Genomic DNA, 24,951 nt, shown 5'->3' with positions numbered 1-24,951 from the left:
AACGGTTATGTAAGCCGCTAAAGCGGTAACAGAACCCGTTTCATAATACCCATACTTCCTGCGGCTTGCTGTCTTGCATTAATATTAAGTTGATTAACTATACAATGCCTGAACCTGTTGAAACCTCCCGAAATGGAGCCGCTATGCCCCGCATCAGTATTCCCCACCCTGAAAAAACCCTTTTCCGCACATCGGTTGCGGTACACATCGGCGACATCAATTACGGCAACCATCTTGCCAACGATGCGGTGCTGCGTATCTGCCAAGAATGCCGTATCCGCTGGCTGGCGCGACACGGTTTTACCGAGCTGGACGCAGGCGGAATGGGATTGATTATGACGGATGCCGCCGTGCGCTATCTTGCTCAGGCACGGCACGGCGACATGTTGGATATCGTTATGGACATCACCGGCATAAGCCGAAGCGGTTTTACTTTGCTATATAGCATTTCCCGCACGTCCGACCGGCAGGAGATCGCCGCGGTACAAACAGGCATGGTATGTTTCGATTACACCACCCAAAAAATAAGCCGCCTGCCGGAAAGCCTGCGGGCGGCGTGCGAGGCCGTCTGAAAACATTCAGACGGCCTCTGACAGATATGGCCTCGCCGACAGGAATCGAACCTGTATTTTACGCTTAGGAGGCATACGTTCTATCCGTTGAACTACGGCGAGCTTTTATCAAAACAATCAAGATACCCTTGCCAACGACTGTTCGGCCAGCGCTCTCATTGCTCGGGTAACTTCATTGTCGGGCAACACATCCAAACATGCTACGGCACTTTTTACCGCTTTCTCAGCCTCACCGGCAGCATAAGACAACGCTTGGGAATCCATTACATGACGGTAAATTTTATCGAAAGAACCCCTGTCGGCATGTTGCAAAGCCTCTCTCACATCCTGCGCCACTTGCTCGCTGCCCTGCCTCATCAGATAAATTAACGGCAACGTCGGCTTGCCCTCCGCCAAATCATCGCCTACATTCTTGCCGATCTCATCGGCGTTACCCGAATAATCCAACACATCATCAATGATTTGAAATGCCGTGCCGACATACATACCGTAATCTTTGAGTGCCTTTTCCTGCTCAGGAGTAGCACCGGCCAATATCGCCCCCACTTGGGCCGCCGCTTCAAACAGTTTGGCCGTTTTATATTGGATAACTTGAACATATTCGGCTTCGGTGATATCGGTGTTGCCGATATTCATCAGCTGCATGACTTCACCTTCTGCGATGATGTTGGTTGCATCCGCCATCACTTCTAAAATTCTCATACTGCCCGAACCGACCATCAGCTGAAATGCACGGGTATAAAGAAAGTCGCCAACCAAAACAGCCGCCGCGTTGCCGAACAGATTATTGGCCGTTTCCCGACCTCTGCGCAACTCGCTTTCATCCACAACGTCATCATGCAGCAATGTCGACGTATGGATAAACTCAACCATCGCAGCCAACGAATACAGCTTGGGGTCGTCATATCCCAACGCCTTCCCTGCCAAAATGGTAATAATCGGTCTCAAACGCTTTCCGCCCGCGCTGATAATATAAGTACCTATTTGCGAAATTAACGCAACTTCAGACTGCACAGCCCGGTTAACAACTACGTTTACCTTCTCAAGATCGTCGTTCAGATGGCGTTGGAAATACGGCAGATTATTTAACATGATGAAATGGCTTCAGTATAAAACTTGGAAACAAGCTGAGAAATATTTACGACGCGCGATTATAGCAGCAAAGCACGCCCGCTGCACCGACATTCGGCCCTGCCCTGGCTCCGCTTACTTTTTCCAAACAAATAAACTTTGACAAAACAGCAAAATATCATTAACATGGCGAATTTCGCGCATGGTGCGCGGAAGTTTAATAAACCCTTATGGAGTTGAGTATGTACGCGGTCGTAAAAACCGGCGGTAAACAATACAAAGTTACCGTTGGCCAAAAATTGAAAGTAGAACAGATACCTGCCGAACTCGACAGCCAAATCGAACTGAACGAAGTTTTGATGATTGCTGACGGCGAATCTGTAAAAGTGGGCGCACCCTTCATCGAAGGTGCAAAAGTGACAGCCAAAGTGGTTGCTCACGGTCGTGGCGAAAAAGTGCGTATTTTCAAAATGCGCCGTCGCAAACACTACCAAAAACGCCAAGGTCATCGCCAAAATTTCACCCAAATCGAAATCGTGGCAATTGCTTAATTAATCAGGAGTAAAGAAAATGGCAACCAAAAAAGCTGGTGGTAGCTCTAAAAACGGTCGCGATTCAGAAGCCAAACGCCTGGGTGTAAAAGCTTACGGCAATGAACTGATTCCTGCCGGTTCTATCATTGTGCGTCAACGCGGCACCAAATTCCACGCCGGAGAAAACGTAGGTATGGGTAAAGACCATACCTTGTTCGCCAAAGTCGATGGTTATGTAGAATTCAAAACCAAAGGCGCGTTGAACCGCAAAACCGTTAGCGTTCGCCCTTACACCGGTGCTGACGAATAAGCTGGCGCAACTTAATTGATTAAGTTAAACCGCACAAAGAGAATTTGTTTTTCTCGGTGTGCGGTTTTTCATTTCCGGATATTCATTTCCGGATATATAGTCTATCAACTTGTTTTTAATACAAGGCAGCAAGCCGCCGACAATACAGCATTACGGAAGCGTTTCCATTACCGCTTCAGCGGCTTACACATCTCTCTTTGAACTCAAGGTACAGCAACGCCATAGTAAAAGTTAAGTTGATTGGCTATACATATTCCTTTCACACAACAAACATTCTCATGCGTGCCGCCAAAAGGCTTGTCAAGTGAAGCGGTTTTTTTAGCCTTATAATAAGCCTTCTTCACGGCACAACCTAAAAAATGATGGATCAAGAACAGATTTTGAATCGAAAACTCGGCTTCCACGCTATCCGACACTATGCTTTAACCCGACCGGCCTGAATACTGCAATCAGATTCGGTTTATCCGTTATAATTCGTCTAAGGCCGTCTGAAAACAACTATAAGCCAATCAACTTAACTTTATACTACGACATTGCTGCAACTTGTATTAACAATATGCTGAATGCTGATTGACTGCATACAGCATCCTTACAACCGGCAAACATACGTTTTCGATATCTGCTGCAACGGCTTATACCGACCGCTTTGCATTTTTCAACCACCCTTAGCTCCGTTTTATTGACTGCTTTAATGCCAAAGGAACAGCCATGACCACCAACTGCGATATTATCATTGTCGGCGCCGGGCCTGCCGGACTGAGTTTCGCCCGTGCGCTTGCCGATAGCGGATTGAGTATTACCCTTATCGAAAAAAGCACGCTCGAAACCCTGCAAAACCCGCCTTATGACGGCCGTGAAATCGCGCTGACCCATTTATCCAGAGAAATCATGCAGCGTTTGGGCACATGGCAGCGTATTCCTGAGAACGAAATCTACCCTTTACGCGATGCCAAAGTATTGAACGGGCATTCAGAATACCAACTTCACTTCCCCCAACCGTCGCACGCCAGAGGCGAACCTACCGACCGTCTCGGTTATTTGATTTCCAATCACAACATCCGCAAAGCATCTTATGAAGCCGTGGCGGAAGCGGATAATGTTGAATTTATCTGCGGCATGGGCGTAAAGGAAGTGAGAACGTCAACAGAGCAGGCAGAAGTTACTTTAGAGAACGGTAGCGTGTTAACCGCCAAACTGCTGATTGCCGCCGACAGCCGGTTTTCGCAAACCCGCCGACAGTTGGGTATTGCATCCGATATGCACGATTACGGCCGCACCATGTTTCTATGCCGTATGAAACATACTCTTTCCAACCGGCATACAGCCTTTGAGTGCTTCCACTACGGCCGAACCATCGCCCTGCTTCCGCTGGAAGAACACCTGACCAACACTGTGATTACCGTAGATAGCGACCGCGTTTCCTCGATTCAAAATCTGTCTCCCGAAGCATTGGCTGCCAGCGTCAAACAACAGCTTGGCGGTCGTTTGGGCGACATGGAATTGGTGAGCTCCATTCATTCTTACCCGCTGGTAGGCATGTTGGCAGAACGTTTTTACGGCACACGCAGTGCATTGATAGGCGATGCGGCGGTCGGTATGCACCCTGTTACGGCGCACGGCTTTAATTTAGGTTTATCCAGTGCCGATATTTTGTCCGCCTTAATCAACGAGGCCGTGCAGCAAGGGCGCGATTTTGCCTCTTCTTCGCTGCTTGCCCGCTACGACAGCAAACATTCTCTTCACGCCCGCCCGCTCTATTACGGCACCAATATGCTGCTGAAACTGTTTACCAACGAAACTCCGCCTGCCAAACTGTTACGCGGATTGGTGCTTCGCGTCAGCAACAATCTGCCACCGCTTAAAAAACTGATTACCCAGCAGCTTACCGGATAAATCGGACATCAATACCTCAGAGGCCGGAGCCTTTGCGCCCCGAACGCGGATGCAGTTTAAAGCGTAGCAGCGCAACCGATACAGACATAATCATAGATGTCAGGCGGCGCGAGTGAGCTGCGCCCAACGCAGAAATGCACCGCAGATAGGGGTTTGCAGAGGTCTCTATTTAATATTTTCCTGCCCCTCCGCATCTTGGCTCACTTCATCCCCTTTTTGCGGCCATGATTCTTGAGCTAAGGCCGGGGGATCAATAACGGGAATGTCGCTGACAGGGGTTTGTTCTTCCAACGCAATATCGGCATCGTTATTTTTGCCTGCCCCCTCTATTTCACCCATCACCGAAGGGGGAGGAACGGCAAAATCCGGCGTGCCGCTGTCTTGATGATCCGAGTGGCTGAGATAGGCTAAAGTTACGGCTGCACCGCTGCGTTTATTTAACTGTTCTTGCAGGGTTTTCTTATCCATCAGGCTGTGCGCGTTTTTGCTGAAATGCTGAATCAATTTTTGATAACTCCGGTTTAAATCATCAACGGCAGCAGCAGTTTCAATGAAATGCTCGTCTACTTTTTGGCGGTATTGTCCGAATTCTTGCATCAGCGTTTCTCTGTCTTGCCTGTTTTGGTTCACTTTAGACCGAAGAATCAGCCACATAATGAGCAAACCGCAAACAAGCCCTGCCAAAGCAGCCAATACCAGTTGAGCTTCCCAAGGTAGCGTAGTATTCATGTTTTTTCCTCTTGAATGGATGGATAAGGCGCAGCAACGGTGTGGCAGAAATAAGTTTATGTGCCATACATTAATCTTATCAATGAAATCGCTTTGTAAACAATGGAATTTTCCATACATGCAAAAAGATTGGCGCACGGCACCGACATGCTGACACCGTTGCCATAAAAATATATTGAACGTCGCGCCCAGCGACACCAACCAACTCAATTCACATACTCAGGAGCAGGCATGGTTGTTAAAAAAACGGTTGAAGTTGCTTGGCGGTTAGGCATATCGGCCGCATTGTTGGCTTATACTTTGAGCGGCTGTGCGCTAAAACGGCATTTTGAAAAAAGTGACGCCTGCAATCCACCCCAACTGGCGTGGTCGGAGCTGAAACAGGCATGTGTGATTCCTGCGGCCGCGGCAGACATTACAATCAACCGCTTGGGTGGCCATGCGCCTGCATATGCGGTTTTCTCTCAAGACCGTTCACATGTGGAAATGTTTGCCGACGATATGCCCGCAGGCACGATTCTTGAAGCAGTAAAAGGCGGTTATGTTTCACCCGATGGTAAAATCCGATTGCTGCGGAGAGATACTCAATGGAAGCTTGTGCGATAATGTGAAACTGTGTTTTCAGACGGCCTACACAGTATTAGGCCGTCTGAAAACACGGTTTGGTAAGACTTTTTCCGTTTTAACCACAACTGGAATACGCGCTCTCAGGTAAAATAAGCGCTTTATTTGCCGCCAACCGCAGCACCAATAGCGCGGAGCAGCATCGGCCATAGTGTTACAGGCAGCTGTGCCATTACCTTAACCGATCAGGTAATGCGGATTTTTATATCAACAAACCCAGTGTAAAGAACAAATCATGCTAACCGTTTACAACACCCTCACCCGCCAAAAAGAAGAATTTATCCCCATCGACCCTAAAAACGTGCGCATGTACGTCTGCGGCATGACTGTTTACGACTACTGCCACTTGGGGCACGCCCGCGTGATGGTGGTGTTCGACATGATTGCCCGTTGGTTGCGCGCGCAAGGCTATCCGTTGACTTATGTGCGTAACATCACCGACATCGACGATAAAATCATTGCCCGCGCCGCGGAAAACGGCGAAACCATCGGCGAGCTGACCGAACGTTTTATCCGAGCCATGAATGAAGATGCGGCGGCTTTGGGCGTGATCCGCCCCGATGTAGAACCGAAAGCCACCGAGCATGTGCAACAGATGTTGGGCATGATCCAACGCCTGATCGACAACGGCAAGGCTTATGCCGCCGACAACGGCGACGTTTACTACGCCGTGCGCGAATTTGCCGCATACGGCCAGCTTTCCGGCAAGTCGCTGGACGATTTGCGCGCGGGCGAGCGCGTGGAAGTGGACGGTTTCAAACGCGACCCGTTGGACTTCGTTTTGTGGAAAGCCGCCAAGCCCGGCGAACCGGCGTGGGAAAGCCCGTGGGGGCAGGGCCGCCCCGGTTGGCATATCGAATGCTCGGCCATGAGCGAAGAGTTGTTCGGCGACACTTTCGATATTCACGGCGGCGGTGCAGATTTGCAGTTTCCGCATCATGAAAACGAAATCGCCCAAAGCTGCGGCGCACACGGCGGCAGTTGCGGCCACAACCATTCGGGCGGCAAAGCGATTGAAAGCCATGTGAAATATTGGCTACACAACGGCTTTATCCGCGTAGATAACGAAAAAATGTCCAAATCGCTGGGTAACTTCTTTACCATCCGCGAAGTGTTGGAAAAATACGATGCCGAAGTGGTGCGTTTCTTTATTTTACGCGCACACTACCGCAGCCCGTTGAATTATTCCGATGCCCATTTGAACGATGCCAAAGGCGCGCTCACCCGCCTGTACACCGCTTTGAAAAACACGCCGCCTGCCGAGTTTGCCGTAAGCGAAAACGCCAACGACTACACCCACCGTTTCTTCGCCGCTATGAACGACGACTTCGGCACCGTAGAAGCGATAGCCGTGTTGTTTGAATTGGCCAACGAAGTCAACAAAACCAACAGCTCCGAGCTCGCAGGCTGCCTGAAAGCACTCGGCGGCATCATCGGTTTGCTGCAACGTGATCCGCAGGAATTTTTGCAGGGCGGCAGCGTTTCAGACGGCCTCTCCAACGAAGAAATCGAAAACCTGATCGAACAGCGCAAACAAGCGCGTGCCGAGAAAAACTGGGCCGAATCCGACCGCATCCGCGATTTGCTCAACGCCGAAAACATTATTTTGGAAGACGGCGCGGGCGGTACGACTTGGCGACGCGGATAACGGGATACACCTGTGCGGAACCTCCAAACGTGATGCCGGTTCAAGGCACAGCAGCACAGCGAGGCAGTCATATCCAACAAGCCCAAGCGGGCGGCAGCATACACAACGCACCGTAAAACCTGCTTTTAAAAGAGATAGTTGAAATCCGTTTCCGGTTACAGCCAATTCAACAAACAGGCTGGTTAGGCCGTCTGAAAGCCGTTTCAGACGGCCTAAGCTTTTTCATCTGCTTGATTGAATAATTTGATTGTGATTATCATTTTTTATTTTGTATGCAATAATCCCTTCTTTCTTTCAACCGCGAACAGAGCAAACAAAGGAGCAAAGTGATGAATACCCGCACCGAACACGACACCATGGGCGATGTGCAAGTGCCTGCCGAGGCCTATTGGGGGGCGCAAACACAGCGCAGCCGAGATAATTTTAAAATCGGCGGCGAAACCTTGCCCGAACCTTTAATCAACGCCATGGCTTTGGTAAAAAAAGCAGCCGCCCATACCAATGCTTCTCTCGGCCGCATCGAACAGACGCAGGCCGATTTGATTGTGAAAGCTGCCGATGATGTGTTGGCAGGCAAGTTGGCAGGACAGTTTCCTTTGGTGGTGTGGCAAACCGGTTCCGGCACGCAATCCAACATGAACATGAATGAAGTGATTGCCAACCGTGCCAACGAAATTGCCGGAACGGGCTTGGCGGCATACCAACCCGTTCACCCCAACGATCATGTGAACCACGCCCAATCCACCAACGATTCATTTCCTACCGCGATTCACGTTGCCGCAGCGATTGAAATCAACCGACTGCTGATTCCGGCCGTGAAAGCGTTGCGCGATACCTTAGATGCAAAAGCCAAAGCGTTTGCACCGATTGTGAAAATCGGCAGAACCCACTTGCAGGATGCCACGCCGTTAACTTTGGGGCAGGAGTTTTCGGGCTATGTGAGCCAGCTCGACCACGGATTAGGCCGTCTGAACGATGCTTTGAAGGGTTTGTACGAACTGCCGTTGGGCGGCACGGCGGTGGGCACGGGGTTGAACAGCCACCCCGATTATGCGGTAAAAGCGGCGGAAAAGCTGGCCGAACTTTCCGGCTTGCCGTTTGTTACCGCGCCGAACAAGTTTGAAGCACTCGCCGGCCGCGATGCGTGCGTGTACGCTTCGGGCGCACTCAAAACCCTTGCCGCCAGCCTGAACAAAATCGCCAACGATATTCGCTGGCTGGCTTCCGGCCCGCGCTGCGGTTTGGGTGAAATCAAAATCCCCGAAAACGAGCCGGGTTCTTCGATTATGCCGGGTAAAGTCAACCCGACCCAAGCCGAAGCCATGACTATGGTGTGCTGCCAAGTGTTCGGCAACGATGTGGCGGTCGGCATGGCGGGCGCGTCGGGTAATTTTGAATTGAATGTTTATATGCCCGTGATCGGTTACAATCTGCTGCAATCGGTGCGACTGCTCGGCGATGCCTGCAACAGTTTCAACGAACATTGCGCCGTCGGCATCGAGCCTGTGCCGGAAAAAATCGACTACTTCCTACACCACTCTCTGATGTTGGTAACGGCGCTGAACCGCAAAATCGGTTATGAAAATGCGGCGAAAGTGGCGAAAACGGCTTATAAAAACGACAAATCTTTGCGTGAAACGGCAATCGAGCTGGGCTTGCTCAGCGGAGAAGAGTTTGACGAGCTGGTGAAACCGGAAGATATGGTGGCGCCGCGCTAAGCGTAAAAACATGTGAGACACGGCAAAATGTAGCCGATTCACTATCGAGGCCGTCTGAATTTTTTTCAGACGGCCTCATGGTTTTTAAAGCATCTTGATAATCAAGCGTTTTTCTCGATAGGCGCGTTTTGTTCTTTCCACGCCGCAAAGCCGCCGTCGATGTGGGAAACGTTGTTCATGCCCATATCTTGCAGGGTTTTGGTGGCTAAGGCGCTGCGCCAGCCGGCACCGCAAAACAAAATAAACTCGGTATCTTCGTTGGCAAATATCGGTTTGTGGTAGGGCGATTCGGGGTCAACCCAAAATTCGAGCATCCCGCGCGGCGCATGAAAGGCATTGGGTACTCTGCCGCTGTGTTCGAGTTCGCGGATGTCGCGGATGTCGATTAAGGTGGCTTTTCCCGATTCGGCACGGCGGCGCGCTTCTTCAACGCTGTGCGTGGTGATTTGGCTCATGGCTTCGTTAACCAGCGTTTTGAATCCTTTTGTAATCGGCATGATTTTCTCCTTTGCTTGTTCGCAGTCAGCAAGATTAACCCGTTTGCAGGCACGGCTCGCTGCCGATACGGGTTCTGAACAAAATATACCGCCGCAATCTCGGCCGACAACGCTATCTGGTATTGCTCATAATAGTTTAGGCCGTCTGAAAAAAATACTTTCAGACGGCCTTATTTAAACAAAATCAGTATTAGGCTTCAACCGGAATAATGCCGATTTTTGCCTGCCATTGTTTCGGCGCGATGGCGTGTACGGATTTTCCGCTGCTGTCCACCGCCACGGTTACGGGCATGTCTTTCACTTCAAACTCGTAAATCGCTTCCATGCCCAAGTCTTCAAAGGCCACGACTTTGGCTTCTTTAATAGCTTTGGCCACCAAGTAGGCCGAACCGCCCACGGCCATCAGATAAACGGCTTGGTTGTCGGCAATGGCTTCGCAGGCCGCTGCGCCGCGTTCGGATTTGCCGATCATGCCGAGCAAGCCGGTTTGCTCCAGCATTTGGCGGGTGAATTTATCCATGCGGGTGGCGGTGGTGGGGCCGGCGGGGCCGACTACTTCGTCGCGCACGGGGTCAACCGGGCCGACGTAGTAAATCAGTTTGTTGGTGAAATCGACCGGCAGTTTTTCGCCTTTGTTGAGCATATCGACCATGCGTTTGTGGGCAGCATCGCGGCCGGTGTAGATTTTGCCGTTGAGCAAAAGCACATCGCCCATTTTCCAAGTGGCCACTTCTTCTTTGGTGAGATTGTTTACGTCCACGCGCTTGCCGTTGTCGGGGCTGTATGTGATGTCCGGCCAATCATCGAGCGAAGGCGGGGTCAGTACGGCGGGGCCGGAGCCGTCCAATTCAAATTCCACATGGCGGGTGGCGGCGCAGTTCGGAATCATGGCTACGGGTTTGGACGCGGCGTGGGTGGGGTAATCCAAGATTTTTACGTCGAGAACGGTGGTCAGGCCGCCCAAGCCTTGTGCGCCGATGCCCAGCGCGTTCACTTTTTCAAACAACTCCAAACGCAGGGCTTCGGTGGTGGAGAGTTCCGCACCCGAAGCGGCTTTTTCCTGTAATTCGTGAATATCGACGTGGCTCATCAACGATTCTTTGGCCAGCAAAGTAGCCTTTTCGGGTGTACCGCCGATGCCGATACCCAGGATGCCGGGCGGACACCAGCCCGCGCCCATAGTGGGGATGGTTTTCAGCACCCAATCGACAATCGAATCAGAAGGGTTAAGCATGGCGAGCTTGGATTTGTTTTCCGAACCGCCGCCTTTGGCCGCGCAGGTTACTTCGATTTTGTCGCCTGCAACCACTTCCATGTGGATGACCGCCGGCGTGTTGTCTTTGGTGTTTTGGCGTTTGCCCGCAGGATCGGCCAAAACCGAAGCGCGTAAAGTGTTGTCGGGATGAGTATAAGCACGGCGCACGCCTTCGTTCACCATGTCTTGCACGCTCATTTGCGCATCCCATTGCACGTTCATGCCGATTTTCAGGAATACGGTGGCGATGCCGGTATCTTGGCAGATGGGGCGGTGGCCTTCGGCGCACATGCGGCTGTTGACCAAAATCTGCGTCATCGCGTCTTTAGCGGCAGGGTTTTCTTCTTTCTGCCACGCTTTGTATAAGGCTTGGATGTAATCGACGGGGTGGTAGTAGCTGATGAATTGGAAAGCATCGGCAATGCTTTGAATGAAGTCTTCTTGTTTGATGATGGCCATGAAGAGTGTTCCTTTGGAGTGGTTTGATGGTTTGAAACACCGGCCGAACCATACCGGTAAAAGTTGATTTTCAGCTTTTAAAGGCTTGCAGAATCGTTACTTTCACACACAGATACGGCAAGGCCGCAGTATGACATCGAACGGCTTGCTGTATTGTTTGAGACGGCTTGGCGGGTTTCGGTTTGTGTTGTTGTACAGGCCTTTTCAGACGGCCTTTGGGTAAAGAATACAGGGTTATATTGTTAATTTGCGTTAATTTTAAAAAGAGCAGAATGAGAAACACGGCGTTTGAACGCGGGTATGTTGACAAAACCGGATGGGCAGATACAGGCAGAGCGGCCTGTCAGCCCATCCGGTAGGATGTGTGCGGATACCTGTTTACTTATATAGGGTATCGGTTTGAGTTGAGCGGTAAAAGCAAAGCCTACCGGCACATCAGATCATAAAGCCCATACTTTGATCCATTTCGCCCGCCGGATTATTAACTGCTTTGCCGGTAGGTTTGGCCGGAACGCCCACTACGGTGGTGTGCGCTGCCACATCTGCCACCACCACGCTGCCGGCACCGATTTTGGCACTTTCCCCGATGCGGATATTGCCCAAAATAGAAGCATTGGCACCGATCATCACGCCGTCGCCCACTTTCGGATGGCGGTCTCCGCTTTCTTTGCCCGAACCGCCGAGCGTTACGCCGTGCAGAATAGAAATATTGTTGCCCAGCACCGCCGTTTCGCCGGCAACAAAACCTGTTGCATGGTCGAGCATCAAACCGTGGCCGAAACGGGCGGCAGGGTGTATATCGACTCCGAACACTTCAGACGAACGGTTCTGCAGAAAATAAGCCAACGTTTTGCGTCCGTGTTCATACAGCCAATGGTTGATGCGGTGCGCCTGTATTGCATGAAAACCTTTGAAATAAAGCAGGGGCAGCGAATATTCGTCGCAGGCGGGGTCGCGTTCGTAGCAGGCCAATAGGTCGAGCTTTACCGCTTCGATAATATCGGTATCGCAGCATAAAGCCTGTTGATACATCTCAAACAGCGCGCGGGCATCCATAATCGGGCTGGAAAGTTTACTTGATAAATGGTAAGCCAACACAGAATCGAGCGAAGCGTGGCGCAACACGGTTTGATGGAGAAAGCTGGCCAGCAGCGGTTCGGCAGCAACGGCTTCTTCGGTTTCAAGGCGGATAGCCTGCCACAAATCGAAATCGGGAGTATTGAGGTGGTCTTTTTTCATGATGGGCCGTCTGAAAACGTAGGTGGGATGTTTGTTATATATTAAGTGTGGTATTTTTGGCAAGAAATGAGTTTCTATTTTTAAGGAATGCAATACAACATCAAAAATGGTTAAATAAGTGATAATCTCTGTTTTAATAGGCTTTTCAGAAGAATCGGAGACTATCGGAAAGCATGATTTTATGATATGCAACTAAACAAAACTTAAAGATATTCGGTTGTTTTTTTATATAAGCGGTTGATAAGCTCAATTTTAGCCGATATGATGAGAATCCTTATCATCTCAAGAAAGGATTTTATGTATTATGGCAAGCTTCACATCTAGAGGAAAAAACAACAATAACTCAACTATTGCACTTTCAGGTTTGGTAATGCTGGCATTATCCGCATGTGGCGGTGGCGGCAGCGGTCAACCTTCAACCCAATCTACTGTTACCACTACTACAAGCTCTGTTACCCGAACGGCCGTTGATGCACAACCGATTGCCGTGAGTGCCAATAATGCAGGCAGTAAGGCCGCCCAAAACAACGGCGCGTTCCGCTCTGCCGCCCCTGCCCCGTTGAAACCCTACACCGTAACCATCAACGGCCACACCCATGCGGGAGGCAAAAAAATCGTGTTGGACGATTTTGCCCTGTCTGCATTGAACAGCGTTCCGACTGCAAACGGCGGAAGCATCAGAGCCTACCGCCAAAAGCATTCCATCATTGCCGGTTACTTAGGCCCGAAACGCAAAATTGCCAAAGATGACAACGGCAAAGACATTATCCTGCAAGACCCGATGCGGATCGGCTTGGTTACCGGCAATATCACCCAAACCCTGCCTGAAACCGGTAAATACACTTACACCGGCCAAGCATTCAGCGATTCGGGTACAGGCCGTCTGAATTATCAGGTTGACTTCAACTCAGGCAAAGGCAGCGGCAGCGTAACCGGCATTGAGGAAACCGGTAAGATTACTTTGAAAGAAGCCGACATTAAAAATGTGGTTCAGCTCAACACTTTGGGCGACCGTGCGGTTGGCAAAGGTATTGAAGGTTCGGTACAAACCGAGAAAAAAGGCCACGGCGATTACACCCTCACCTTCTTCGGCCCCAACGCGGAAGAAATCGGCGGCATGATTTACCATTCCGGCGGTGAAATCGGCATAGGCGGTTCGAGAAAGTAACGGCTGATTTGACGGCGAAAACATTTAAAATGTATTGCCACGCAAACTGAAGGCCACCTGAAACATCCTATCAAAAATCGGCAGCATACTATTGGGTATGCTGCCGATTGTGTTCACTCATATTCAAATAATTGTTTTTAAAATAATTTAATTACCAATCGTTTGGATTCTCATATTTTGCAAATTAGATTTATATCAAATTATATTCAAAAAGCATGGTTGGAAATTGCATCCCATACCCTCCATGTAATAATATTTCAGAAAATTGTTTAAAATTTAACTTTCGTTGTAATAATGATTCGCAGCTTAAATAAAGGGGCTGACGTAGATTAGCAGTCATGATAGGCTGCCAAAATGAAGATAACCCACTGTAAGTTAAAGAAGAGTCTGCAAAGAAAACTGCTTGAATATTTTGTATTGGAGGTAACCGCACGTTCTGCTGCCGATATCTTGGGTATTCAGCCCAATACGGCTATTCTCTTCTACCGTAAAATCCGTCTTGTTATCAGCCATCATTTGGCTTTGGAAGCAGATCAGGTTTTTGAGGGCACTATAGAATTGGATGAGAGCTATTTCGGCGGTAAGCGTAAAGGAAAGCGCGGTAGGGGAGCAGCAGGTAAAGTGGTGGTTTTCGGTATCCTTAAACGTGGAGGTAAGGTTTATACGGTTGTAGTGAATAATGCCCGAAAGGAAAGTTTATTTCCTGTTATTACAAGGAAAATTACACCTGATAGCGTAGTTTATACGGACTGCCTGAGCAGTTACGACGTGTTGGATGTCAGCGGTTTTCACCATCACAGGATTAATCACAGCAAAAAGTTTGCCGACCGACACAACCATATCAACGGCATTGAGAATTTTTGGAATCAGGCGAAACGTGTCTTGCGCAAATACAACGGAATTGACCGAAAATCTTTTCCTCTGTTCTTGAAAGAATGTGAGTTTCGTTTTAACTTCGGGACACCAAAGCAGCAGTTAAAAACTTTGCGGCTTTGGTGTGGTGTTTAGGGCTAATCTACTTCAGCCCCTAAATAAAATCATCCAATCATCGGTTTCAATGGCATTCTTGGGCATCACCAGTTGGGCAACAGCGTATTGTTACGGTTGGGGTCAGGCACTTTTTTACGGCTACCCGTGGTGGCATGTGTCAAAAGGGCCGGACAATGTGGCCCGCAGTTTGTTTTATGTGTGCATCACTTCGATTATTTTGGCCACCGGTTACGGCCTAGGCTATGTGCTGCTCCGCGTAGTCAAGCAAAGCCGTTGGTTTGAAAATATCGGTTTTCTCAGAATTTTCATATTGTTGAGTGTATTATTCTTTCCTATCGTTATCGGTTTTTATCTGTTTGCCGGTTACATGCCGATAAAGGTTTTATGGGTTTACTTAGGCGTATCTTTAATGTTCTCTGCGGTTTTCCACCGCATAGGCAACCGTATCCGCATAGATATGTCGCTGATTCGGCACAAAGAGCATTACTCGCCGTTTTTTACGGTATTTATTTTTCTCTATTTTACGGTGCTTGCTTTCTCCATCGGATACACCCGGCCTTATTTCCGCACCACCTACGACAAAATGATGTATGAAAATAAGCCGTACTATATTTTGGCCAGCAGCAGCGATGTTTATATCATGGGCGAAAAAATCTGCAACAACCACGAATTTGTATTTTTCAACCACACCACTCTGAAAGGTTACAAAATCAACGTAGTGGAAATGCCGAAATACTTTGCCAACGATTTTGATTTGTAGAAATCATCTTTCCGGCCGCGCAATACCCCAAAGCCCGCCCCGCCCCCTCAAAAGACGTGCCGGTTGAAAATCCTTTATAATCTCTTTTTTTTTTTCAAACAAACTCTAAGTAGCAAAGGCCGTCTGAAAACATGACCCAAAATGCAAACCATCTGTGCTGGCTCGATATGGAAATGACCGGGTTGAACCCGGATACCGACAAAATCATCGAAGTGGCGATGATTATTACCGACCAAGATTTGAACGTGCTGGCGCAATCGGAAGTGTATGCCATCCACCAAAGCGACGATATTTTGAACAATATGGACGAATGGAATACCGCCACCCATGCCCGCACCGGCTTAACACAGCGGGTTCGCGAATCGACATATACCGAGGCCGAAGTGGAACAAAAACTGTTGGACTTTATGGCCGGTTGGATTCCCGAAAAAACCACACCGATGTGCGGCAACACCATTCATCAAGACCGCCGTTTTATGGTGCGTTATATGCCCAAACTGGAAGCCTATTTCCATTACCGCAATTTAGATGTATCTACCCTGAAAGAACTGGCGCGCCGCTGGAATCCGCCCGTTTATAAAGGCATAGTGAAAAAAGGCTCGCATCAGGCTTTGGACGATATTCTGGAAAGTATTGAAGAAATGCGTTATTACCGCGACACATTCATCAAACTGCCGCAACATTAAGCCCCATTTGGAAAACAGCCTCAGGCCATCCGGTGCCTGAGGCTGTTTGTGTACCGCACTCCGCCTAAAATCCAATCATGCGCAAGCAAGCTAAACGAGTCTGCCCGCAAATTCTTTCCTTCTCTTCCAAAACGCGCGGCCTGCTTTGGGTTTGATATTCAAACAGCCCCCGTTGTCGCCATCGGTAACGATGCTCAAGCCTTTCAGACGGCCTGTTTCAAGTGCCCTCCATAACGGGGCAAACCAATTGTTTTCCCATTTCTCCAAAATGTCTTTATAAGCCCATACATCGGAAGTGTGTCGGGTTACAACCAAATCGTCTAAAAATATCAAGCCGTCTGAAAAGGAACGCCCATGTTCCTGCACCACATTTTGCCAAGCCGCAAAATCATACGGAGCATCCGCTTTTTCCCCCGCATAAAACTGCGCCCACGGGCTGTCGCACGCCAACAGCGGCAAAGACGTTTGGCTGCCGGCCACGTCGTGCCACAGCCATAAGCCATTAACATTGGGGGCTTTTGCAGCATTACGCACGGCGTTGAGCGGATGGCTGTACAGCCACATCTGGATTTCGGTTTGTTTTTGCAGCCAGATACCACTGTCCGGCCCTTCCGCCCGCACCGTGCCGTCTACCTGCCCGAGCACATCGAACACAGGCGCAGCCTGCCAACGCGGAGAAGAAGGCAAGGTAAGCAGCCATAAATCGGGGCGCACCACATGAAAACACCAGCCGTCTTGCTCTAAAAAATCATTCAGGCCGGCACACCATTCAGCGGCCTCTTCCGCCCGGATTTGAATGTCGGCACCGCCGAGCATATCCATTTGGTGCATGCCCATCTGCTGCCACACAGGGCTGGCGAACACGGCGGCCTGATGTTGCGGAATATTCAAATATTGCTTGGCCGCATCGAGCAGACTGCCGTTCCACAGATAGCGTGCATAAAATTCAGACGGCCTCGACGGTGTTGCAATATAACGACCGAAACGCAGCATTTTATTGAGTGAAGGCAAATACATTGGCGGAATGTTTTCCGAAGTGTTTAAATTTAAAGCAGGGAGGGCTAAGGTTAAATACATGGGAGTAAATATGTTCAGGTAATCAAACCGCGCATATTTTACGCTATTGTGCGTATTTTTCACGCAGCAAAACACCTGCTTAAAGCAGGCGCACAGGTTTTATGGTAAACTTCAACATGAAAAGAAGCGTATAAAATCCTTGTGAAAATCAAAGCAATAGCACAAAAAACGGATTTATCCGCATACAGATAAGCATTTAAGAGGCCGAATATGACAAAGCCCTTGAGTAATTTTTTAAAGGCACCCGCCCAAAATAACGACCACGGCACTTTATCGGTCGTTACCCCCGAAAGCGAAGCAAACACCGCCGACAGCAGCATCGTACACACGGAAACCGAACGTATTGCACTGGATTCAGCGGTGCTTTCTGCCGAACCGATGATGACGACTCCGCTCGAAGTGAAATCCGTGCCGGTTGAGCCGGTGATGGTAAGGCCGGAGCAGCTCCAATTCGATACGGCTCCACCGGCATCGTCTTCTGAAAACATTCAGACGGCAGAAGCTGTTGAAGAAACTGCCGGAAACATTCAGCAAACGCCTGCTGCCGAATCTTCAGAAGTACCCCAATTAGTGGCCACCGCCAGAGTAGCCGCGGCCAAATCACTGGCAATGGGTTTCAAACCGGCAATCAATGTCAAACCTTCTGCATTTATCAAACAGCAACAGCCTGCCGACAACACAACGGCTGTTGTTCGCAACGAATTGCCTGCCGCAGAAACGGTTGAACAAAAGACCCAACAGCCGTTATCGCCGGTCATTGCTGCCGAAAGGCCGTCTGAAAACATCACTGTTGCCTCAGCATCATCCGACGTTTCCGCTGTTTCCGCAAACGCGGCCAACAACGCGGCAGAGCAAAAATCGGCACAACAGGCTGTTGCTGCGGAACTGCCTGACACACCGGCAACCGCACAAACCGAATCTGCACCCGAATCCGTTGCACCCGTGGACGCATCTATTGCCGCGCCACCTGCAAAAGGAAAAATGTCGGCGTTTAAGTCCGCGGTCAAACCGATACGCGCCGCCGTATCCGCCCTTCCCGCATTGCCTGCTGTGGCGGCGGCAGGACGCTTTTGGCAAAACAAACCTGTCCGCTGGTCGATTTTGGGCGTATTGCTGCCCGTATCGGGCATGGTTGCCGCTTATGCGGTAAACGAACCCCAACCTGAAAAAGAGTTGTATCGTGCCGAACGTGTGATGGAAGAGTTACCGCCCGTTTATGTGGAAAGCGGCGTAGTAAACGGCAGCTACTGGGCGCAAGAAGCCGTTCAGCCCGGCGATTCGCTTACCGACGTACTGTTCCGAATCGGCGTATCGGAAGAAAATATCCGCCAAGTGTTGGTACACAGCTCCATCGACCGCGATTTAATCCAACTCCGTGCCGGCCAGTCGGTTAACGTGCGCTTTGATGCGTCGGGTGACGTAACCGATGTGCAGTTCTTCAACGACGACGACAACGGTTTCCGCGATTTGGTGGCGATTGAAAAAGTGAACGGCAAATGGGGTACTTCTACTTCCGCCATTGATATGGAAACCATGCCTACTCTACGTTCGGTGCAGGTGCGGACTTCCGCCCGCGGTGCGCTTGCCCAAGCCGGCGTGCCGGTAGAGATTCGCGAATCGCTCAGCGAAATTTTCAACGATGTTGTGAATGTTGAAGAGTTGGGCGAAGGCGATTCCATCCGCCTGCTGTACAATAGCATGTATTTCCGTGGTCAGGAAATGGCCACCGGCGATATTTTGGCGGCCGAAGTGGTAAAAGACGGCAAAACCTATCAGGCTTATTACTATAGCCAAGGCAAAGGCGATGAAGAAAGCGGCAGCTACTACGATCAGCACGGCAAAGCGCTGCATCTGACCGACGGTTTTAATGTAAAACCGGTGGAATATACGCGGATTTCTTCGCCATACGGCATGCGTGTCCACCCTGTTTTGCACACCGTAAAAATGCACACCGGCATCGACTATGCCGCCGCCACCGGCACACCCATCCGCGCAACTGCCGACGGTACGCTGACTTTCAAAGGCTGGAAAGGCGGCTATGGCAATACGGTGGTGCTGACGCACAGCAACGGCATTGAAACTCTGTATGCCCATATGAGCGCGTTCTCTCCCGCACAAGGCAAAGTGAAGGCAGGCGAAGTCATCGGCTATGTAGGCAGCACCGGACGTTCAACCGGCCCGCATCTGCACTATGAAGTGCGTAAAAACGGCCAGCATATGAACCCGACGGCAATTGCTTTGCCCACGCCTAAGTTAACGCCGACCAATATGGCTGAGTTCCGCAAACAGCAGGAAACCCATTCTGCTACGTTGGCCGCCGTGCGTAATCTGCCGGTATCTGTTACGCAGCTCGATTAAGCTTTTCATTGCAGTATCCAAACACCCAAACGACGCTCATCGTGCGGGTGTTTTATTGTATATGTAACGTGCTGATAAACGTGTATAGTCAATCAACTTAATTTCGACTACGACTTTGCCATGCCTTGTATTACAAATGAGCTGATTGACTATATAACAAAACAGCAATGGGCAAATTCCAAACAGAATGGCAACAATCCGCACACGGAAAAACGGTTTTTCTGTATGATGCGATTTTTACCGTTTTTTTACTTTTTGTTGCGGCTTTATAAACCGGATTAACATTATGTCAGACATTCAACACAATACTCAGGTAAAACGCCGTCTGAAAACGCGGCATTTATCGATGATCGCCATCGGTGGCTGTATCGGTACGGGGCTGTTTATGGCCAGCGGCACCGCCATCAGTTCCGCAGGCCCCGGCGGCGCACTGTTGGCCTATGCAGCCATCGGCCTAATGGTTTATTTCTTAATGACGTCGCTGGGCGAAATGGCAACCTATCTGCCTACCTCCGGCTCTTTCAGCACCTACGCCACCCGCTTTGTCGACCCCTCTTTGGGCTTTGCATTGGGTTGGAACTACTGGTTTAACTGGGTCATTACCGTTGCCGCCGACGTGGTGATTGCTGCGGTTGTGATTACCTATTGGGAACCGATGCGGTTTATGGAGCCGTGGGCGTGGAGCCTGCTGTTTTTTGCGGTGATTTTCCTGCTCAACACGCTTTCCGTCCGCGCATACGGCGAATCGGAATATTGGTTTGCGCTGATTAAAGTCGTCACCGTTATCGTGTTTCTGGCCGTTGGTTTGCTCACCATTCTCGGCATTCTCAGCGGAGAATTTGTCGGCCTGAGCAATATGACCGTAGGCGATGCGCCGTTTTTAGGCGACGGCGTAGCCGGACAATTTCTGACCATGCTCGGCGTATTCCTGATTGCGGGCTTCTCATTTCAAGGCACCGAATTGATCGGCATTACCGCCGGTGAATCCGAAAACCCCGAAGAAAGCATTCCCAAAGCTGTCAAACAAGTGTTTTGGCGCATCCTGATTTTCTACATTTTAGCTATTTTGGTTATCGGCCTGCTGATTCCCTACACCAGTCCGCAATTATTGGGCGCGGACGTGAACGAAATCGCCAAATCGCCGTTTACGCTTGTATTCGAACGCGCAGGCTTGGCTTTTGCCGCCGCCGTCATGAACGCGGTGATTCTGACTTCGATTTTGTCGGCAGGCAATTCAGGCATGTATGCTTCCACCCGCATGCTGTATGCCATGGCCAAAGACGGCTTGGCCTATAAAGCTTTTGCCCGCACCAACATCAGCGGCGTACCGGTTTTATCGCTGCTGGCTACCGGAGCGGTGGTTTTGCTCGTCTTTATGTTGCAGTTAACCAGCGACAAAACATACCAATACATTCTTGCCGCTTCAGGGCTAACCGGTTTTATCGCATGGCTGGGCATTGCCGTGAGCCATTACCGCTTCCGCCGCGCCTATGTGGCTCAAGGCAAAGATTTGAACGCACTGGTATACCGCGCCAAATGGTTCCCTTTCGGCCCCTTGCTTGCTTTGGCATTGTGCGTGTTGGTGATTATCGGCCAAGATACCGAACTGGTTCTCAAAGGCAGCTTGGATTGGGACCGCATCATCATTACCTATATGGGACTGCCGGTATTTTTAGGCTTCTATTTCTACCACAAGCTGCGCTATAAAACCCGCAAAGTACCCTTGAAAGAAGTAGACTTGAGCCAAGATGCCCATTAACGGTTAACCAGGCTCCAATACGGAACAGGCCGTCTGAAACACTGCCCGCAGCAGTTTTCAGACGGCCTGATTCACTATACAATGAACGTAACCCCATACTTTAAGGAGCAGCAAAATGATCGGTAAGAAACTGTTTGAAGAAGTGTCTGCCAAATTGAGCGAAACCATCGCCAACAGCCCGGCCAAAGACGTTGAAAAAAACGTGAAAGCACTTTTAGGCAGCGCATTCAACCGCATGGACTTGGTTACGCGGGAAGAATTCGATATCCAACAGCAAGTTTTGATTAAAACCCGCACCAAACTGGCCGAACTGGAAGCACGTTTGGCCAAGCTTGAAGGCGAGCAACCGCTCCAACAAGTCGAAACCACCGGCGAAGTGCCTGAACAAGTTGAATAAGGCCGTCTGAAACAGATGTCGCTTGCCCTTGTTTACAGCCGTGCACTAAACGGCATGAATGCACCGTTGGTTGAGGTGGAAGCCCACCTTGCCAACGGTTTACCCGCTTTTAATATCGTCGGCCTGCCCGACACCGAAGTCAAAGAAAGCCGCGACCGTGTTCGCGCCGCCATCATACAAAGCGGATTTGACTTTCCCGCCAAAAAAATCACCGTCAACCTTGCTCCGGCCGATCTACCCAAAGAATCAGGGCGCTTCGATTTACCCATCGCTCTGGGCATTCTTGCCGCTTCCGGCCAAATTTCCGCCGAACAGCTGCACCGCTACGAATTTGCGGGAGAATTGGCGCTTTCCGGCACTTTACGCCCCGTGCGCGGTGCTTTAGCAATGGCATGGCAGGGAATGCAGGCCGGAAGAGCATTTGTGCTGCCGTCTGAAAACGCCAAGCAAGCCGCAGTAATGAAAGACATTACCGTTTACGGTGCCGACAATCTCTGCAAGGTGGCCGCCCATCTCAACGCTGTTGAGCCGCTTGCCCAAACAGTTTACGATATAACTAACAGGCCGTCTGAATATCACAATCTGCCGGACTTGAAAGACGTCAAAGGCCAACATACCGCCCGTTTGGCTTTGGAAATTGCCGCAGCAGGCGGACACAGCCTGTTAATGATGGGGCCGCCCGGCACCGGCAAATCCATGCTGGCACAACGCCTGCCGGGTATTTTGCCGCCGCTAACTGACGAAGAATTGATCGAAGTATGGTCGTTGCGCTCTCTCCTGCCCAATCACAGACAGGAATTAGGCTACGGCGTGCCCGTACAGGCTCCTCATCATACTTCCAGCCAAGTGGCCATAGTAGGCGGAAATTCGGGCCCCGGAGAAATTTCCTTAGCCCATCGGGGAATTTTATTTTTAGACGAGCTTCCCGAGTTTGACCGTAAAGTTTTAGAAGTTTTACGGGAGCCTCTTGAGAATGGCGAAATCCATATTTCCCGAGCTTCTCATAAAGCAGTGTATCCCGCCAAATTCCAACTGGTTGCCGCAATGAACCCATGTCCGTGCGGCTATCTCGGCCATCCGGTCAAACCGTGCCGCTGCACGCCGGAAAGTATTGCGCGTTACCGTGGAAAAATCTCAGGACCTTTGCTGGATCGCATTGATTTAACCATTGAAGTACCGGCACTTTCTTCCGCCGAACTGATGCAGCAGGAACCGGGCGAAAGCAGTGCAGAAGTTCGACAACGGGTGCAAGCCGCAAGAGAACGCCAATATCAACGGCAAGGCAAGATTAACGCAGCGTTGAGCGTTACGGAACTGGATAACGCAGCAATGGTCTCTAAGGAGGCCGCGGAAACTTTAGGCAGTTTATTGGAAAAGCTGTCACTCTCTGCCCGCAGTTACCACCGCATTATGCGGGTAGCGCGAACATTGGCAGACTTAAACAGCAACGAAACCGTAACCAAACAACATGTGTTACGCGCAGTAAGTTTTCGTCGCGCTTTGTAAGCTTTTTGCTTTAAATATAATTATGTTGCTAAAATGCGCCGTCTGAAAACAGGTCTCGGTTCTTTTTCAGACGGCCTCATGAATAGAATAAAGATAAGGTATTTAGGTGTTTTATGAATATAAAAAAACCATATGGTAAAGGCCTCTCAGGTTTTATGTTGGGTTTGCTGTTGGCAACAGTAATTATTGCTGCCATTGTATTCTTTATCAATAAAGGCAATGAGAAAGCTTTTAAACAAGAAACACCCAAAGAGTTGCCCAAACCGGAAATTCTCACGCCTAAAAGCAGTGATACTGCCGTTTCCCCTGCTCATTCGGTAAGCGAGCCCGTAATGCAAAGCTCCGAGCCTGTTGATACGGCAGCATCTCAAGAAGTTTTGCATCCTGAAGCAAAAGAAGTCTCCGCACCCGCCTCTTCGCAACCTGAGATAAAAACCGAAATTAAAGAAGAGCAGAAATCTCAAACCGCGGCAGTAACACCAGCTAAACCAAAAGCCGAACCTAAGCCTGTTCAAGAACCTAAAAAACACGAACAGAAAAAAGCGGATATAAAACAACCGGAGAAAAAAGAACAACCTCAAAAAATTACCAAACCTTCTCCTGAACAAATTCTGGAAAGCGGCAGTATCGAAAAAGCACGTGAAAAAGCACGCGCCGAAGCAGCGAAAAAAGATGCCGGTAAAAAATCAGAAACACGCCAATCCGACCGTGCAGAAACCGGTCGCACCGTACTGCAAATGGGTTCTTTCAATAATCGTGAAAGTGCTGAAACTCACCGCGCCAAGCTTGCCATGATGGGGGTTTCAAGCAGCGTGGTAGAAAGCGAAGCAAACGGCAAACGTGTTTACCGTGTCCAAAGCGGTAAAATGAACAAAGAAACTGCCAGCCGCACCCAACAAACCTTGAAACAACACGGCGTAGATAGTTTTGCCCGTACTGTAAAATAAAATTTTAGGAAAGCACATGAAACTTAAAACCACATTACTGACTGCTCTGGCTTCATTAGCATTGGCTGCGAACGCTTATTCGGCAACCGAAGGAACGGACTATACAGTATTGCCCCAACCCATTCCCCAAATACAACCCGACAAAATCGAAGTTTTGGAATTTTTCGGCTATTTCTGCGTACATTGCTACCATCTCGACCCTATTCTGTTGAAACACAGCAAAACCTTTCCTGCCGACACCTATCTGCGAAACGAACATGTCGTATGGCAACCGGAACATTTAGGCTTTGCACGGGTCGCCGCTGCCGTTAACAGTTCCGGTTTAAAATACCAAGCCAATCCGGAAGTATTTAAAGCTGTTTACGAACAACGCATCAATTTGGCCGACACCAACACTTTTAAACAATGGGCAGAAAATCAAAAAGGGTTTGATGGTAAAAAATTGATTGCAGCTTATGATTCATTTAGCAATCCTGCACAAGCTAAAAAAATGGAAGAGCTGACAAACACCTATCAAATCAGCGGCACACCCACCGTTATTGTCGGCGGTAAATACCAAGTTAAATTTACCGGAGATTGGAATGCCGGCATGAAAACCATCGATGAGCTTATTGCTAAAGTTCGCAGCGAGCGGGGCATGAAAGCACCCTCGAAAGCCAAACCAACAGCCCTTAATGCCCCTGCTTTAAAAAGCAAGGGCGCAATGATCGCCAAGGCTGCAAATAAATAAGTGAAGAACATCACAATCCGGGCAG

General features: G+C 49.7%; 23 protein-coding genes and 1 tRNA gene. 17 read left to right on the top strand and 7 right to left on the bottom strand.

Annotation, left to right across the window (positions count from 1 at the left end; genetic code table 11):
- Positions 1-143 precede the first annotated feature (143 nt).
- A complete protein-coding gene (locus tag LVJ88_RS02010) occupies positions 144-572 on the top strand; it encodes an acyl-CoA thioesterase (protein ID WP_085418508.1) in 429 nt (142 codons plus the stop codon).
- A 27-nt stretch (positions 573-599) separates the two neighbouring features.
- Here the strand turns inward: LVJ88_RS02010 and LVJ88_RS02005 are convergent.
- Positions 600-674 (bottom strand) — tRNA-Arg (locus tag LVJ88_RS02005).
- A gap of 15 nt (positions 675-689) precedes the next feature.
- Entirely contained in the window at positions 690-1,664 is a 975-nt protein-coding gene (locus LVJ88_RS02000) for a polyprenyl synthetase family protein (protein WP_085418509.1), read from the bottom strand.
- 221 nt (positions 1,665-1,885) lie between these two features.
- Between LVJ88_RS02000 and rplU the strand changes: the two genes are divergently transcribed.
- From rplU to ubiM, 3 genes are all read left to right on the top strand, one after another.
- Positions 1,886-2,194 (top strand): 50S ribosomal protein L21, encoded by a 309-nt coding sequence (gene rplU, locus LVJ88_RS01995; RefSeq protein WP_095197892.1) that lies wholly within the window; start codon positions 1,886-1,888, stop codon positions 2,192-2,194.
- A 19-nt stretch (positions 2,195-2,213) separates the two neighbouring features.
- Positions 2,214-2,486: a 50S ribosomal protein L27 gene (rpmA, locus tag LVJ88_RS01990; protein ID WP_004284028.1), complete on the top strand. Its 273-nt coding sequence runs from the start codon at positions 2,214-2,216 to the stop codon at positions 2,484-2,486.
- Positions 2,487-3,194: 708 nt separating this feature from the next.
- A complete protein-coding gene (gene ubiM, locus LVJ88_RS01985) occupies positions 3,195-4,379 on the top strand; it encodes a 5-demethoxyubiquinol-8 5-hydroxylase UbiM (RefSeq protein ID WP_085358302.1) in 1,185 nt (394 codons plus the stop codon).
- A gap of 165 nt (positions 4,380-4,544) precedes the next feature.
- On the opposite strand, the gene LVJ88_RS01980 is transcribed toward ubiM, so the two are convergent.
- The gene (locus LVJ88_RS01980) at positions 4,545-5,318 is read right to left on the bottom strand and encodes a Z-ring associated ZapG family protein (RefSeq protein WP_143773666.1); all 774 of its coding nucleotides are present in this window, start codon (positions 5,316-5,318) and stop codon (positions 4,545-4,547) included.
- A gap of 21 nt (positions 5,319-5,339) precedes the next feature.
- On the opposite strand from LVJ88_RS01980, the gene LVJ88_RS01975 reads away from it, so the two are divergent.
- The 3 genes from LVJ88_RS01975 to fumC all read left to right on the top strand — a co-directional run bounded on the left by LVJ88_RS01975 (position 5,340) and on the right by fumC (position 9,098).
- Entirely contained in the window at positions 5,340-5,714 is a 375-nt protein-coding gene (locus LVJ88_RS01975; protein WP_054599917.1) for a hypothetical protein, read from the top strand.
- Positions 5,715-5,967: 253 nt separating this feature from the next.
- Positions 5,968-7,380 carry a cysteine--tRNA ligase gene (gene cysS, locus LVJ88_RS01970; RefSeq protein ID WP_085418511.1) on the top strand — a complete coding sequence of 471 codons (1,413 nt, stop codon included), beginning with the start codon at positions 5,968-5,970 and terminating at the stop codon, positions 7,378-7,380.
- 329 nt (positions 7,381-7,709) lie between these two features.
- Positions 7,710-9,098: a class II fumarate hydratase gene (gene fumC / locus LVJ88_RS01965; RefSeq protein WP_085418512.1), complete on the top strand. Its 1,389-nt coding sequence runs from the start codon at positions 7,710-7,712 to the stop codon at positions 9,096-9,098.
- 101 nt (positions 9,099-9,199) lie between these two features.
- Here the strand turns inward: fumC and LVJ88_RS01960 are convergent, their stop codons facing one another.
- The 3 genes from LVJ88_RS01960 to cysE all read right to left on the bottom strand — a co-directional run bounded on the left by LVJ88_RS01960 (position 9,200) and on the right by cysE (position 12,548).
- Entirely contained in the window at positions 9,200-9,595 is a 396-nt protein-coding gene (locus LVJ88_RS01960; RefSeq protein WP_085418513.1) for a rhodanese-like domain-containing protein, read from the bottom strand.
- Between the two features lie 190 nt (positions 9,596-9,785).
- A complete protein-coding gene (locus LVJ88_RS01955) occupies positions 9,786-11,309 on the bottom strand; it encodes a fumarate hydratase (protein WP_085418514.1) in 1,524 nt (507 codons plus the stop codon).
- Positions 11,310-11,744: 435 nt separating this feature from the next.
- On the bottom strand, positions 11,745-12,548 hold the full coding sequence (gene cysE / locus LVJ88_RS01950; RefSeq protein WP_085418515.1) for a serine O-acetyltransferase: 804 nt from the start codon (positions 12,546-12,548) through the stop codon (positions 11,745-11,747).
- Positions 12,549-12,852: 304 nt separating this feature from the next.
- Here cysE and LVJ88_RS01945 point away from each other — a divergent pair, with 304 nt between their 5' ends.
- The 4 genes from LVJ88_RS01945 (at position 12,853) to orn (ending at position 16,152) form a co-directional block, all read left to right on the top strand.
- On the top strand, positions 12,853-13,716 hold the full coding sequence (locus LVJ88_RS01945) for a Slam-dependent surface lipoprotein (protein WP_085418516.1): 864 nt from the start codon (positions 12,853-12,855) through the stop codon (positions 13,714-13,716).
- A 354-nt stretch (positions 13,717-14,070) separates the two neighbouring features.
- Complete coding sequence (locus tag LVJ88_RS01940; protein WP_085417784.1) at positions 14,071-14,724, top strand: IS1595 family transposase; 654 nt, start codon at positions 14,071-14,073, stop codon at positions 14,722-14,724.
- Between the two features lie 49 nt (positions 14,725-14,773).
- Positions 14,774-15,466 (top strand): hypothetical protein, encoded by a 693-nt coding sequence (locus tag LVJ88_RS01935; RefSeq protein WP_085419065.1) that lies wholly within the window; start codon positions 14,774-14,776, stop codon positions 15,464-15,466.
- 131 nt (positions 15,467-15,597) lie between these two features.
- Positions 15,598-16,152: an oligoribonuclease gene (gene orn, locus LVJ88_RS01930; protein WP_054599908.1), complete on the top strand. Its 555-nt coding sequence runs from the start codon at positions 15,598-15,600 to the stop codon at positions 16,150-16,152.
- Positions 16,153-16,242: 90 nt separating this feature from the next.
- Here the strand turns inward: orn and LVJ88_RS01925 are convergent, their stop codons facing one another.
- A complete protein-coding gene (locus tag LVJ88_RS01925) occupies positions 16,243-17,169 on the bottom strand; it encodes a hypothetical protein (protein ID WP_342346019.1) in 927 nt (308 codons plus the stop codon).
- A 1,101-nt stretch (positions 17,170-18,270) separates the two neighbouring features.
- Between LVJ88_RS01925 and LVJ88_RS01920 the strand changes: the two genes are divergently transcribed.
- The 6 genes from LVJ88_RS01920 to LVJ88_RS01895 all read left to right on the top strand — a co-directional run bounded on the left by LVJ88_RS01920 (position 18,271) and on the right by LVJ88_RS01895 (position 24,926).
- On the top strand, positions 18,271-19,587 hold the full coding sequence (locus tag LVJ88_RS01920; RefSeq protein WP_054599926.1) for a M23 family metallopeptidase: 1,317 nt from the start codon (positions 18,271-18,273) through the stop codon (positions 19,585-19,587).
- 286 nt (positions 19,588-19,873) lie between these two features.
- On the top strand, positions 19,874-21,346 hold the full coding sequence (locus LVJ88_RS01915) for an amino acid permease (RefSeq protein WP_085418798.1): 1,473 nt from the start codon (positions 19,874-19,876) through the stop codon (positions 21,344-21,346).
- Positions 21,347-21,461: 115 nt separating this feature from the next.
- Positions 21,462-21,743, top strand: a complete 282-nt coding sequence (locus LVJ88_RS01910; RefSeq protein WP_054599906.1) for an accessory factor UbiK family protein — start codon at positions 21,462-21,464, stop codon at positions 21,741-21,743.
- Positions 21,744-21,758: 15 nt separating this feature from the next.
- Positions 21,759-23,249: a YifB family Mg chelatase-like AAA ATPase gene (locus LVJ88_RS01905; protein ID WP_085418797.1), complete on the top strand. Its 1,491-nt coding sequence runs from the start codon at positions 21,759-21,761 to the stop codon at positions 23,247-23,249.
- A 113-nt stretch (positions 23,250-23,362) separates the two neighbouring features.
- The gene (locus tag LVJ88_RS01900; protein WP_085418796.1) at positions 23,363-24,196 is read left to right on the top strand and encodes an SPOR domain-containing protein; all 834 of its coding nucleotides are present in this window, start codon (positions 23,363-23,365) and stop codon (positions 24,194-24,196) included.
- A gap of 16 nt (positions 24,197-24,212) precedes the next feature.
- Positions 24,213-24,926, top strand: a complete 714-nt coding sequence (locus tag LVJ88_RS01895) for a thiol:disulfide interchange protein DsbA/DsbL (protein ID WP_085359935.1) — start codon at positions 24,213-24,215, stop codon at positions 24,924-24,926.
- The last annotated feature ends 25 nt before the right edge of the window (positions 24,927-24,951 follow it).

This window comes from Neisseria dumasiana, assembly GCF_022870885.1.
Taxonomy (GTDB): Bacteria; Pseudomonadota; Gammaproteobacteria; order Burkholderiales; family Neisseriaceae; genus Neisseria; species Neisseria dumasiana.
This window is presented reverse-complemented; position numbering and strand designations above follow the sequence as displayed.